General features: G+C 60.1%; 10 protein-coding genes. 3 read left to right on the top strand and 7 right to left on the bottom strand.

Annotated elements, in window-relative coordinates:
* Positions 1-21: 21 nt before the first annotated feature.
* Both E1573_RS00285 and E1573_RS00280 read right to left on the bottom strand, forming a co-directional pair.
* On the bottom strand, positions 22-459 hold the full coding sequence (locus E1573_RS00285; RefSeq protein WP_133209459.1) for a thioesterase family protein: 438 nt from the start codon (positions 457-459) through the stop codon (positions 22-24).
* Positions 456-1,607, bottom strand: a complete 1,152-nt coding sequence (locus E1573_RS00280) for an iron-containing alcohol dehydrogenase (RefSeq protein ID WP_133209457.1) — start codon at positions 1,605-1,607, stop codon at positions 456-458. The genes E1573_RS00285 and E1573_RS00280 overlap by 4 nt, the downstream gene beginning before the upstream one ends.
* A 287-nt stretch (positions 1,608-1,894) precedes the next feature.
* On the opposite strand from E1573_RS00280, the gene E1573_RS00275 reads away from it, so the two are divergent.
* From E1573_RS00275 to E1573_RS00265, 3 genes are read left to right on the top strand one after another with little or no spacing between them, the layout of a single operon-like run.
* Positions 1,895-3,334, top strand: a complete 1,440-nt coding sequence (locus E1573_RS00275) for a hypothetical protein (RefSeq protein WP_133209455.1) — start codon at positions 1,895-1,897, stop codon at positions 3,332-3,334.
* Positions 3,335-3,338: 4 nt separating this feature from the next.
* Positions 3,339-4,796, top strand: coding sequence for an acyl-CoA reductase (locus tag E1573_RS00270; protein WP_133209453.1), 1,458 nt, complete (start codon positions 3,339-3,341; stop codon positions 4,794-4,796).
* 60 nt (positions 4,797-4,856) lie between these two features.
* Entirely contained in the window at positions 4,857-5,915 is a 1,059-nt protein-coding gene (locus E1573_RS00265) for an NAD(P)-dependent alcohol dehydrogenase (RefSeq protein WP_133209451.1), read from the top strand.
* Positions 5,916-6,065: 150 nt separating this feature from the next.
* Here the strand turns inward: E1573_RS00265 and E1573_RS00260 are convergent, their stop codons facing one another.
* The 5 genes from E1573_RS00260 to E1573_RS00240 form a co-directional block, all read right to left on the bottom strand.
* Positions 6,066-8,543, bottom strand: coding sequence for an RND family transporter (locus E1573_RS00260; protein ID WP_133209449.1), 2,478 nt, complete (start codon positions 8,541-8,543; stop codon positions 6,066-6,068).
* Between the two features lie 33 nt (positions 8,544-8,576).
* Positions 8,577-9,650, bottom strand: a complete 1,074-nt coding sequence (locus tag E1573_RS00255) for a YCF48-related protein (protein WP_133209447.1) — start codon at positions 9,648-9,650, stop codon at positions 8,577-8,579.
* Between the two features lie 80 nt (positions 9,651-9,730).
* On the bottom strand, positions 9,731-11,086 hold the full coding sequence (locus E1573_RS00250) for a DUF1329 domain-containing protein (RefSeq protein WP_133209445.1): 1,356 nt from the start codon (positions 11,084-11,086) through the stop codon (positions 9,731-9,733).
* A 40-nt stretch (positions 11,087-11,126) separates the two neighbouring features.
* Positions 11,127-12,995, bottom strand: coding sequence for a DUF1302 domain-containing protein (locus tag E1573_RS00245; protein WP_133209443.1), 1,869 nt, complete (start codon positions 12,993-12,995; stop codon positions 11,127-11,129).
* A gap of 110 nt (positions 12,996-13,105) precedes the next feature.
* Complete coding sequence (locus E1573_RS00240; RefSeq protein ID WP_133209441.1) at positions 13,106-13,660, bottom strand: alpha/beta hydrolase; 555 nt, start codon at positions 13,658-13,660, stop codon at positions 13,106-13,108.
* Positions 13,661-13,959 lie beyond the last annotated feature (299 nt).

Here is a 13,959-nt window from a genome sequence, read left to right as displayed (position 1 = left end):
AGTATGACCTAGCCAACGCCCTTAGTCAGCGAGCTTTGCCAGCGCTGCGCGCACGTGCTCCGGCATCGACACCGAAGTGTTGCTAACGCGATCGACGTACACATAGACGATGTGGGCGGCAGCGGCAGCGACCTGCTCATCGTTGCGAAACAGCGCCAGCTCGTAGCGCGCACTGCTGTTGCCCAAATGGGCTATTTTCATGGCCACGGTGACTCGGTCGGGAAAGCCGATGGATGAAAAGTAGTCGCAGCCCGAATTGACGATCAAGCCGATCACCGGGCTGGAGGCAATCTCCAAAGTGCCCTGCTCAATCAGGTACGCAGTGATTGCCGCCTCACAGTAGGAGTAATAGACAACGTTGTTCACATGCCCGTAGGCGTCGTTGTCACCCCAGCGTGTCGACATCGTAGTGAAATGCCTGAACTGTTCGCGGTGCGGTGCGGTGCGCTTGTTGCTCATAGCACCTCCTGGTAAATCGCGCGCACATCGTCCAGGTACAGTTCACGTGGGTTATTACCGAGCAGGCGTTGCTGCTTCATTGCATCGAGCGCCAGTGCCTCGATGTCGGACTCGGTGATGCCAAGGTCACGCAAGCAGGTCGCCAGCCCCAGTTGAGCCGTCAGGGAGCCGAGGTAATTGGCCAGCGCCGTGGCCTTTTCCCAATCGCTGCCCAGCGTGCCAGGCAAGACGATATCCGCCAGCTGCGCATACAGCGGCGCCACAGCCTCAAGGTTGAAGCGCATCACCGGGCCGAGCACCAAGGCATTGGACAGCCCGTGTGGCACATGAAAACGCGCCCCGAGCGGGTACGCCAGCGCATGCACCGCCGCCACCGGAGCGTTAGCGAAGGCCATGCCCGCCAGGCAAGCGCCTAGCAACATATTCTCCCGAGCCTTCAGGTTGCTGCCATCCTGACAGGCCTGGAACAGGCTGCCAGACAACAGGCGCAATGCCTCTTTGGCCAGGCAATCGGAAATCGGGTTCTTCAGGTTTTTCGTGGTATAGGCCTCGATGGCATGCACCATGGCATCAATGCCGGTTGCTGCGGTGACGTGGGGCGGCAAGCCCAGTGTCAGTTGGGCGTCCAGCACGGCTACGTCGGGTAGCAGCAGTGGCGAGTACACCACATTCTTTTCACCGGCGCCGGTGGTCACCACCGACACTGATGTCACTTCAGAACCGGTGCCTGCTGTGGTAGGTACCAGTATCAAGGGCAGACGCGGGCCCTTGGCCTTGTTGATGCCATAGACTTCACTCAGCGATTCACCGCTGCGCGCCAACAACGCGGCCAGCTTGGCAGCGTCCAGCGAACTGCCGCCGCCCAGGCCCACCACGCAATCAGCACCACAGGCTTTGGCAGCACCGACGGCGGCCTCGATCACCGACTCTGGCGGGTCGGCCTGCACCTGGGAAAACACAGTGACGGCAACTGCCTGCTCTTTGAGCCCGGCAAGCACTGCATCCAACAACCGAGCGGCAACAACCCCTGCGTCGGTCACCAACAAGACCGAGCTGCCGCCCAGGGTGCGAACGTGGTCAGCGAGCCGTGTCGAAGCCCCCTGTTCGATGATCAGTGATGGAGTGGTTTGGAACACCATTTTCAACATAGGAGCCTCACGAGTAGGTCGATTGCACTGAGTTTTTCTGGTGATTTTCACCGAGTGTACGTCAGCAAATCAGCGGCTCCCGCCTGAATTACGCACCTTCCCAGCGAATCCGGAATAGCCTTCGAACACTGCTCGAAAATTCAGTAAATATCGTTATTTATCAGATAGTTATAAAGAACATCCAATCTCCGGAATCCGGAACAAAAGCCCGCCTTGACACCCCCATACTTGAGCCGAACCTGCCCCCGGCCTCGCCGGTTCCCACAAGTCGAGTAGCGAGCCAGAAAATGCCCACTGCCCCCCTGTCGATAGAACAAAAAACCCAGCAGTTGCTGAACAACCCGGCAGCGTTGGTCAACTATTCCCAGCACGCCTGGAACACCTTGCCCCGCGAAGAAATCGACGCACTTCAGCTCAATGGCCTGAAGCTGCGCTTTGCACAACTTCGCGATCGCATCCCGGTACTCAAGAAGCTCGCCGACGCCCAAGGCGTGGAGCAAATCGAGCAGCTTGATGACGTGGTACCGCTGCTGTTCGAACACACCGTTTACAAGTCCTACCCGCCGTCGTTGCTGGAAAAACGCAGCTTCGCCCAGATCAACAAGTGGCTCGGCAAGCTGGTAACGCCGGAAGTCGCCGAGGCCATCGCTCAGGTCAACGTCAGCGATTGCCAGGGCCTGGATGACTGGTTCGAAACCATGGATGAAGGCGTTCCAGCGCTGCGTATCAGCCACACCTCGGGCACCTCGGGCACCTTGTCGTTTCTGCCGCAAGGCGTGCATGAGTGGGAGAAGTTCGCCCAACTGCGCAAAATGATGGTGTGGAACATGGAAGGGCCAGACACCCCGGACCCTGACTTGCACACGATCTACCCCTACTACCGTCGCGGCTACCTGAGCCATGTGCGCGTCCACGCGGCCATGATTCCAGCGCTGTTGCCAAACGAATCACACTTCCACGCCGCCTACCCGACCACCCTCAGCACCGACGTGCTGCACCTGGGCGCCAAGCTGCGTGCGGCACAGTCCAAAGGCACGCTTGATCGCCTGGTGATCAGCCCGGAACTGTTGGAAAAGAAAAAAGCCTTCGACCAGCTGCAACTGGAAATGCCCCAGCACCTGGCGGCGTTCTTCGACCACATGTCTACCAAGCTCAAGGGCCAGCGTGTGTACATCGGTGCGACCTGGAACCTGCTGCACAGCATGGCCAAGGCCGGGCTTGAGCGTGGTCTGGAAGGTGTCTTCCACCCAGACTCGTTCGTGCACACCGCCGGTGGCGGCAAGGGTGTCGTGCAACCGGAGGGCTGGCGCGAAGACGTGCTGCGCTTCACTGGTGCCAAGACCCTCAATGAATCCTATGCCATGTCTGAAGTGGTCGGCGGCGCCCATGCGCGTTGCGAAGCGGGTCATTTCCACTTCGCCCCCACCGTTATCCCCTTCTTACTCGACCCCGAGACCAGCAAGCCGCTGCCGCGTCACGGTCGCGTGACCGGCCGTGCAGCCTTCTACGACCTCGGTGCCGAGATCCGCTGGGGCGGTTTTATCACCGGCGACGAGATCACCGTTGAATGGGACAAGCCATGCGCTTGCGGCAATCCGAGTCACTACGTGGTCGGGCCGATCCAGCGCTACAGCGAGCTCAACGGCGGCGACGACAAGATCACCTGTGCCGCAACCGAAGACTCCCATCGCCAGGCGATGGATTTCCTGAATACCTTGGAGGGCTGACACCATGAGTAAACCGATAGCGCCAATGATCATCCGCGGCAACGTCATCACCGATAACCTGATCGACGTCGGCGGTCGGGGTGGCGACCTGGTGTTCCAGACCCCGGATGCGCACAAGTACATTGAACAACTACCGCTGGGCAACCCGGCGAAGCTGGCCGACCTGTACACCCTGAGCTTCAACGACATTCTCGACTACGCCGAAGCCCTCGGCGAGCGCCTAGAGTTCAACAAGAACCCGTTCCTGCAGGAAGCCTGCGAGCTGTCGTACCTGACCGCACCGGTTACACCGAGCATGGTCAGGGGCAGCTACATGGGGCTGCGCCACATGCTCACCCGCGAGTCGGTCACCGAACAGGTGGAGAACTCGATAGGCGTCAAGTACCTGGAAGGCTGGGTCAAGCAACGCCTGCTCGACGGCACCGAACTGGATGTCCGCTGCTTCGGCGCGCGCACCCTGCACATCGTCGCCGGCAACGCGACCGGGCTGTCGCTGTTGACCATCCTGCGCAACATGGTGCTGCGCAGCGATGCGATCATCAAGGCACCGTCCAACGACCCGTTCACCGCCCTGGCCATCGCCCGCACCATGGTTGACATGGCACCGGACCACCCGCTGACCAAACACCTCAGCGTCGCCTACTGGAAAGGTGGCGACCAGGCCTTTGAAGAGCGTCTGTACCAGCCGCAGAACCTGGAGAAGATCGTGGCCTGGGGTGGCTTCAACTCGATGAAGCATGTCACCCGTTACATCCAGCCGGGCCTTGAGCTGATTTCACTCGACCCGAAACGCAGCGCGAGCATCATCGGCAAGGGCGCCTTCGACAGCGAAGAAACCATGCGCGAGGCCGCTCTGCGCCTGGCCAGTGACATCGGTGCGTTGAACCAGAAAGCTTGCGTGTGCGCACGCGTGGTGTATGTGCAGAGCGGCACCGACGAGGCTGGCCTGGCCAACCTCAATACCTTCGGCCGGTATGTCTACGACGCCATGCAGACCTTGCCCAACACCCTCAGTACCGCCCCTAAGCGTTACGACCAAGGCCTGAAGGCTGAAGTCGATGCACTGCGCCTGGACGACCTGTGGTACCACGTGATCGGTGGCCAGGATGGCGAAGGCGCGGTCATTTGCTCGCAGCTTCCGGAAGCGGTGTCGTTTGCCACTCGCCTCGACGACCGCACCGCCAACCTGGTACCGGTCGATGACTTGACCGAGATGATGGATGCCGTGGATGCCTACACCCAAACCGTTGGCGTTTACCCGGAAAGCATCAAGGACGAACTCATCAACATCCTGCCCCTCTACGGTGCGCAGCGCATCGTCTCGCTGGGCTACGCGGCCGGGCTGAAATGGGCGGGCCCGCAAGACTCCATTGAACCGCTGCGACGCATGGGCAAGTGGATCGTCAACCAGATCGCTTCGCCAGAAATGACCCCAGCGCCCTGGCTGCGCCCCTCCATCTGACCCCCTCCCGTACCCCTGGCCATTGCCGGGGGTACGCCTTCATTGAGACAGGATTGAACCATGACGACTTGCCTGGGATTTGCCGCCTTTGATTCTCGCAGCGCCCTTAAACCGTTTCGCTTCGAGCGCCGCAACTTGCGCGCCGATGATGTCGCCATCCAGATCAACTACTGCGGCGTGTGCCACTCCGACGCCCATCAGGTGCACAACGACTGGAACAACACGGTGTACCCAATCGTGCCGGGGCACGAAATCATCGGCCAGGTCACGGCTGTTGGCAGCAATGTCAGCCGCTTCAAGGTCGGTGATCGGGTTGCTGTTGGCTGCCAGGTCGATAGCTGCCTGCAGTGCGCACCTTGTGCCGAGCATCAAGAACAGCTCTGCGCCCACGGCCCTACTCCCACTTACAACGGCAAAGACCGTCATACCGGTGAAAACACCTATGGCGGCTACGCTGAGTCCATTGTTGTTCGCGAACAGTTCGTGCTGCGCATGCCCGAAAGCCTCGATCCACGATTCGCCGCACCGTTACTCTGCGCCGGAATCACGGTCTGGAACCCGATGCGCCGCTACGCCGTCGGCCAGGGATCGAAAGTGGCGGTGGTCGGCCTCGGCGGGCTTGGACACATGGCCGTCAAACTGGCCGTGGCACTGGGGGCTGATGTAACGGTGATTTCCACCTCGCCGGGCAAGGCCGATGATGCTCGTGCCCTGGGTGCCAATCATGTGTTGCTGTCCAACGATGAAGCGGCCATGGCAGCAGCGGCCAATGCCTTCGAATTCATCATCGACACCATCCCCAGCCGCCACAACGTCAACCCCTACCTGATGCTGTTGGGCCGCAATGGCGTACTGGTGCTGGTCGGTGCCATTGAACCGCTGGAACCGATTCACGGCGGCTTGCTGATCCGCAACAACCGCAGCATTGCCGGCTCGCTGATCGGAGGTATTCAGGCGATCCAGGAACTGCTGGATTTCTGTGCCGAACATCAGGTGCTGCCAAGCTGCGAAATGATCGCTATCCAAGACATCAACACCGCGTTCGAACGCCTGCAGAACAACGATGTGAAGTACCGCTTCGTCATCGACATGAACAGCCTGCGCGACGTAACGCTTTAACCTACGGTGGGAGCAACTGCTTTGCAGGGCTTTGCCCGAAGTGACCATCGACGATGAAGCCAGCTCCCGGTGGGAGCTGGCTTGCCCCGCGATTGCGATCTGTCTGTCACATCGCATCGCGGGGCAAGCCCGCTCCCACCGGCGTTAGTCTCAGGCCGTTGGCGATGGCTGAATTGACACGGTGAGACGGCTCGACTCAGGCTCGCGCAACAGGAAGTACGACAGCGCCGGAATCAGAATCAACGCCCCCAGCATGTTCCACAGGAACATGAAGGTCAGCAGGATGCCCATATCAGCCTGGAACTTGATCGGCGACCAGATCCAGCACACCACACCAGCCGCCAGGGTAATGCCCACCAACCCCACAACCCGACCGGTAAACAGCACTGCTTTACGGTAGGCCTCGGCCAGCGACAGGCCCTGACGCTGGTGGTGCAGTTGAACGCTGAGCAAGTACAAGGCGTAATCCACACCAATACCGACGCCCAGCGCGATCACTGGCAAGGTCGCGACCTTCACCCCAATCCCCATCGCCACCATCAGCGCCTCGCACAAAATCGAGGTCAGCACCAGCGGCAACAAGGCCACCAGCGTGGCACGCCAGCTACGGAAGGTAATCAGGCAGAACAGCGTCACCGCGGCGTAGACGTAAAACAGCATGGTACGGTTGGCCTCGCGAACCACGATGTTGGTTGCCGCTTCGATTCCGGCGCTACCAGCGGCCAGCAGGAACTGACGCTCCGGGGTGCTGTTTTCGCGGGCGAACTGCTCGGCAATGGCCACCACCGCGTCCAGCGTTTGCGCCTTGTGGTCCTTGAGATAGGCAATCACCGGCATCAACGAACAGTCGTTATTGAACAACTCCGGCGAGTTGACCGAAGCCTGCTGGGCCGCGTAGTTCAACACATCCTGATTGCGCTGGATGCTGTTGAGCTTGGGGTTACCCTCGTAGGTACCTGCGGTGATCTGGCGCACGGCGTTGACCAATGAGGTAGTAGCCTGAACCCCTGGGTATTGCTGCAGCTCCCAGGCCAGTCGATCGGCAAGTACCAGCGTCTGGTAGTTCAAGCAGCCTTCAGGCGCGGTTTTGATCATCACCGCGAACAGATCACTCGACAGCGCATAGTGGCTGGTGATGTAGGCGTTATCGCGGTTGTAGCGCGAGTCGGCACGCAACTCCGGAGCACCGCTGTCGAGGTCGCCGATTTTCAATTGCAGGCTGACCATAAAACCGCCGATGCCCATCAGCGTCGCCAGCAACACCGCTGCCGCTGCCCATCTGCGTGTGGTGAAGCGGTCTAACCAGTCCCATAGTTTGCCGAAGCCGCTGTGCCCTGCCCCACGAGTGTCGATCTTCAGGGCTCGCTCGGCAGCCTTGCGCCCGACACCGATGTAAGACAGCGCCACCGGCATCAGCAGCAACGACGTGAAAATCAACACGGCGACACCGATGCTGGCGGTAATTGCCAGGTCCTGGATCACCGGGATATCGATCAGCATCAACACGGCGAAGCCCACCGCATCGGCCAACAGCGCCGTGATACCGGCAATGAACAGGCGCCGGAAGGTGTAACGCGCAGCGATCAGCTTGTGCGTACCTCGCGCGATGTCTTGCATGATGCCGTTCATCTTCTGCGCGGCATGGGACACCCCAATGGCGAAGATCAGGAACGGCACCAACACCGAGTACGGATCAATTGCATACCCCAGCCAGGCGACAATACCCAGCTGCCAGACCACCGCAATCAGCGAGCAACCGACCACCAGTAACGTGCTGCGCACGCAGCGGGTGTAGGCGTAAATGATCAACAGCGAAGTGATCACCGCCAAACCAAAGAACATCATTACCTGAATCAAGCCATCGATCAGGTCGCCCATCAGTTTGGCAAAGCCGATCACCCGCACCTTGTACGGGCCCTTGCCTTCGCCCCCAGCCTTGCGCGCAGCGCTGTCGCCGGCAAACTCGACCTTGTCGCGCAACTGCTCTTCGAGCAACCGCGAGAACTGGTGATAGTCGATGCTCTTGCCCGTTGCCGTGGCCTTGTCCAGCAGCGGCACGATCAGCATGCTCGATTTGTAATCACTGGCCACCAGACTGCCGACAATCCCCGCACGGGCAATGTTCTGGCGTAACTGCTCGATCTGTTCGGGCGTGCCCTGATAGTTGTCGGGCATTACCGGGCCACCACGAAAGCCTTCTTCAGTAACTTCCGTCCAGCGTACGCCCGGGCTCCATAACGACTTCATCCACGAGCGGTCGACGCCTTCAGCGAGGAACAACTGATCGTTGACTTGCTTGAGCACATCCAGGTATTCAGGGTCGAAGATATCGCCCTGGGTGTTCTCGACCACCACCCGCACCGAATTGCCCAGACCACGCAGCGACTGACGGTTTTCCAGGAAATTCTGGATGTACGGCTGGCTCTGCGGAATCATCTTCTCAAAGCTGGGATGCAGTTCCAGGCGGGTCAGCGCGCCATAGCCCAGCACCAGCGTGGTCAGCGCCATCAGCAGCATGAACAGCGGACGGAAATTGAACACCAGACGTTCCAGGCGATTACCCGAAGACTGGTCGAAGTCACGCAACGCGCGGATCACCGGCATGGTGTCTTGTTTGATAGTGCCCATGGCGAAGTTCTCGTTCTAATTGTTGTCTAGGGCTTACTTGGCCGACAGTGCCTGCGCACCGTGGCTACCGACCACCACCAGCGAGCCATCGGCAGCCTGGACGGCATCAGCCACTGGAGGCAGCCCCTCGCGCTGTGACCAGTGCAAGGGCTGAGCCCCCATCTGGCTGATCAGCCCTTGGCCGGCCTGGGTGAACAGCGCGTACTGACCCTGGGCATCGAGCAGCGCAGCCGTGATGCTGACAGGCAGACCGCTGGGCACCGGGCTCCAGTGCTGGCCGCCATCGCTGCTGCGCACCACGTTGCCAGCCAGGCCGTAGGCAAGCACTTCGCCAGGTTTGCCGACGACGCCAAAGTAGCTGCCCTGGTAAGGCGTCTGCAGTGCCTTGAAACGCTGCCTGGCGTCATCCCACTTGAGCAGCAGCCCTTGCTCACCGGCGATGTACAACGCATCGCCAGTGGAGGCGATGGCATTGAGGTGAAAGGCCTGCGGGTTGTCGGTGCGGTCCTGCATGGGCGTCCAGCTCTGCCCCCCGTCTTCAGTGCGCAGAATCAGGTTGAACACCCCCACCACAAAGCCCAGCCGGTCGTTGGCGAACCACACATCGAGGAAGGGTTTGTCGGCGCTCTGCGCCACCAGGCGCTGACCTTCAGCCACCCACTGCGCCCAATGCTCGTTGCCCGGCTGGGCGCTGGCCAGCGCTTCATAGTGAGCCACCAGCAAAGCGCCGATCTGCCGACCGTCGAGCTGCTTGCGCCAACTGACGCCAGCATCGCTACTGTGCAGTACCACACCATCATTGCCGACGGCCCAGCCCTGCCGAGGCGAAGGGAAAAACACCGCCGTCAGGTCACTGCTGACCGGGACGCTCGCCTGCTGCCAGTGCTTGCCGGCATCGTCGGAGTAAACAATATGGCCACGTTGGCCAACCGCGACCAGGCGATCACCGGCACGCGCAATAGCGGTCAACGGGCTGTGCGCAGCCAAGGCACTGTGCCTGGCTGGCAGGTCCAACACATCAACGTAAGCGGCCGCCTGAGCGACGCTGTGAATCAACGCCAGCAGCGCACACAGCAGTGCCAGCACGCAATTTCTCAAGAATTCCATACCGCACCTTTCAGAAAAGCGGCACCGGACAGCCTGAGACAGGCTGCCCGGTGACCAAGTCGGTAACCCAGAACGGGCGCTCAGCGGATACCGGACGCGGCCAGTGCATCAGGCGCCCACTGCGCCTTCGATAGCGACTCGATGTACTTGATACCGCCGTAAGTGCCAGCAACACCGTTGATGTTGTAAGAGCCGCCCACCAGGTCGTAGATCATGAACGGCGTGACATCCGGGATGTTCTTGTCGTAGCTCTGGCTCAGGAAGGCGAACGAGCCACGGTAGAGCGTGCCGTTGGAGTCATATTGATCAGAGGCCAGAGCGATCCAGCTGTCTTCGTCCAGGTACATGCGGCGTTTCTGATAGATGTGCCGTGCACCAGACTTGAGCGTGCCTTCCACCACCCAGACCCGGTGCTTCTCCCATCGCACGAAGTCCGGCGAAATATGGTTGGGCGTCACCACCTTTTTCGGGTCCACGGCGTAGGTCAGCTTGTAGGTGTTGTAGGGAATGATCATTTCCTGCTTGCCCACCAGCTTCCAGTCAAAGCGGTCCAGAGCACCGTTGAAAACGAACACGTCATCATAAGTGCCGGCCCCGCCAGTGCCTGGGTTCGGAGTGTCGTAAGCCAGATCAGGGGCCAGCTTCACGCGGCGCTGGCCAGGCAAGTACTGCCAACTGCGGCGCGCCTGTACCAAGGGGTTGGCGGTGTCTTTGAGCATGATCGCCTCACCCGCACGGCGTGCGGGGCCGGTGTAGTACAGCTTCATCTGAAAGAACACGTCGGTGCTGTTGAACGGCTTCGACATGTCGTCGTAAACCGGGTAGTTGGAGAACGACAGCGCCGTGGTCGAGAGTGTCGGCACACCCGCCGAGTCGACGTTCCAGGAGTCGTACTTGACGTTACGGTTACCGCCGACGCGCAGCAGGTGGTTCCACATGGCCTCGGCACCTGAGGTCGGTATCGGGAACGGTACGCCCGGCAACAGGTTTTCAATGGCCAGACCGCCATTGACGGACTTGGTACCGGTGGCATTTTTCACGCTGTTATCCAGCACCGCCTGCGGCAAGGCAACGGTGCGATGGGTCGGGTACACATTGAGGTGATAGGTTGGGTAGCGCTTGGCAAGCTCCACCGTAGTGGCGGTCAGTTGGCCCTTGTACTGATCAACGTTCTTGCCATCGATCACCAGCAGCGGCTTCTCGTCGGCAAACGGGTCGGGACGCATGCCGTCGCCTGCCTTGAACCCGGCTGGCGCGGTAGTCAGCCCACCTTGGTAGGCTGGAATCGAACCGTCGGCATTAGCGGCCATGTCAGCGCCTACCGGGGTCAGGCTGGCCCCCAGTTTGGCGGCTTCCTGGGCCGATACCGCAGCCTGAGCCTGACCTACAGCAACAGCCACCAGAGAAGCGGCCAGCACGCAATTGAGCAATCTCATGTGAATTCTCTCCACTTTGTTTTTGTAATCTGAGCGTCAATCAGAAGGTGGTTTTGAATGAGGCGGTGAGCATCCCGCGATCTTTCAACAGCGGCGCCAGGCCGGCTTGCGAAGTGATCTGGCCGGGAATACAGCGGTACTGCCCGCTACTGCCGGGGGTGTTGTTGTCGAACCCGGTTTCACAGGTATTGAACGGACCAAAAGAGTCCACGTACTTGAGGTCGAATCTGTACTTTTGGTAAACGTCCATGGCGACGCCTACGGAGTAACTGCCGGCGTCTTCGGCACCGCCCAACTGCACCGCCGAGTTGCCCTTGAGACCGACGTTGTAGGACATCGGCATCGACATATCGATGCTCGGGAAAACCTGGAACCAGGTCGGGGTGAAGTTCACCGCGATGGAATAGGCATTGGTGTCGACTTTATCGACGCCGTTGTAACTGGAATTGCCTTTGAACGACTGCTTGCCCTTGTCGACACTGACCAGATGGGTCATCGCCCCTTCCACCGCCAGCGACGAGGAGTCCCAGAGCGGCGTATTGCCAAAGCTCACCAGGCCGTTGAGCACCACATGCAAGGTTTTGCCACGGGCGGTTCCGGTATCACCTCGGCCAGGCATGGCACCGATCAGGTTGTTGCCGTTGACCAGGCCTTGGTCAGCCTGCGCGTCCAGTGTCGAGTTGATGGTGGTGAAGTTGCTCAGCAGTGGCATGTTCTCGCGGTAGTTCACATCCATCCCGACGCTGACCGGCCCGACACTCTTGGACAAGCTCAAGCCATAGATATCGATGTCATCGGCATACGCGGCCAGGTATTGTGCGCCGGTCAGCCCTGGCAGGCCGGGCTGTTGCAGGTTCGGTGCATTGATCAGCACCACCGGCATCGGGTCGGAGGTTTTGCGGTAGTAGAAGCCCAGCGTGCCGTCCAGCCAGGCCGGGCTCCACTTGGCCATGAGGCCGAAATCGCCAGTATTGTGCGGCTTGAGATCGTGCCCACGCGAAGTCGCGTAATACGCCCCGGCGCCACCCAACGCAGTCGGTACCGGCAGCCAGAACACATCCCCGCCTTCACCGAACATGTCGTAGCCGCCCATGTAGGTACCACCCTCGGGCAGGCGGGTGTTGCGAAACTCCAGGAAGACCTGCGCACCGAGGGTCAGTTCCGGATTGACGGTGTACGACAGCGACAACTGACTGCGCGGCAGAAACAGTTCCTTGGTTTCGGTGCCCGGCACGTTGTACAGCTTGGCCAGGTCCAGGGCCGACTGACCGTAGTTGATGCCATTGGCCGCGTTGAACAACGTCTCGCCCCAGAACATGTTGTGGCGGCCGAGCTTGGCGCTGAACATCGATTCTTCGCCGACCTCGGTGCTGTAGAACACGAACGCATCGAGAATTTCTCCCGAGGGGCCGTTGTAATAACGGTCGGTGTAATTGCTCAGCCCATGCGTGCTCGCAACACGACCATTGAGTGAGTCGCCCGGCTGAATCGATCCGGAGGGCCGCGCGGCTACCAGGTTACCGGCGTTGCCCTCTTGCCCTGGAAACGGGTTGGAGTTGGAACCGACATTGTCATAGGCATGGTCGTACCAACTGGCGGCACTGACGCGAAACCCCATCTTGCGCTGGTACACCACATCAAGCTCAGTCAGCAGGTCGAGCCGTTGAGTCACGGCACTGCCGACGCTGAAGTTGTTGTCGCCATCGTTGTAGTTGGCAGCGTTGGCGATCTTGGCATTCTGACTTTCCACCCGCTGACCGTAACTGGCCTTGAGAGTGTTATCGAAACGCACGCTCCAGTCGCTGCTGCCATCGGTCAGTTCAAAGGCGTGGGCTGGTAGGCAGGCGAGTGCCAGGGTGGTCGCCAGCAGGTTGCGACGTGGAGGGATTTTCTCTGTGGTGCTGAACATTGCGCTGTCTCCGTGTTTTGTTTTTTTTGTTTTTGGTTCAAACAACGGCGTGCATCAGGTTCTTGAGGTGATGCGGGTTTCCTGCGGTCTGGGCTGGTCTGCTGTTGTGCCTAGCGATCCAGCGTACGGATCAAGGTTTCAGCCTGTGGCCATTCGCCGTAGCCAGCGGCAGGGTTGAGATGGCCGACAGCACCGAGGTTGATCAGGGCACTGCCCCAGCCACGGGCCATGTGGGTCACCGCGTCCAGGCTGGCAAGGTGGTCGTTGCTACTGGCCGCGACGATTGACGGGAACGGCAGCGGGCCTTCGGGCAGCGGATCCCAGCCGTTGGCACGCAGGCTTTCCGGGGTCGGATAATTGGCCGGCCAAGGGGTTTCAAGGTCTGGCGGCGTAACCAGCAAGGCGCCTTTGATCGGGTAGTCATGGCGAGCGGCCCAGTGCACCACCATCAACACACCAGCGCTGTGGGCCACCAGAATCACCGGGCCGGCGATTTGCTCCAGCTCGCGCTGGATAGCATCGGTGCGGGCTACCAGGCTGAGTTTGTTGTGCTCCAACGGAGGCACCGAGCGAGCCTTCGGCAACTTGTCTTGCAGCAGCGTTTGCCAGTGTTCCGGCACGTGATCACGCAAGCCTGGAACGATTAAAACCGTGGTGTCGCTCATCGTCCTTTTTTCCTGTGCGTCATGGATCGAGTGGTCCTTGAATGATTCGGACCCTGTCAGCAGCACAGTAAAATTCGCCTTGTCTGAACGGGTTACATTTAACGTCAGCCGCTTCCCTTTTGATGACAATGGCCGTGGCACCACCTGGTAGGAGCGGGCTTGCCCCGCGATTGTGGTTTGTCTGTCACATCGCATCGCGGGGCAAGCCCGCTCCTACCGGACAAAGTTGATACTTTCCATTTAGCGATCAAGCCTCTATAACTGACAGGCGATTGCGGTAGCGATATCTCATTTGTCAC

It is taken from the genome of Pseudomonas sp. H9 (genome assembly GCF_004353925.1).
In the GTDB taxonomy this organism is placed as follows: Bacteria; Pseudomonadota; Gammaproteobacteria; order Pseudomonadales; family Pseudomonadaceae; genus Aquipseudomonas.
The sequence above is the reverse complement of the archived record's forward strand: the minus strand, read 5'-3'. Positions and strand labels throughout refer to the sequence as shown.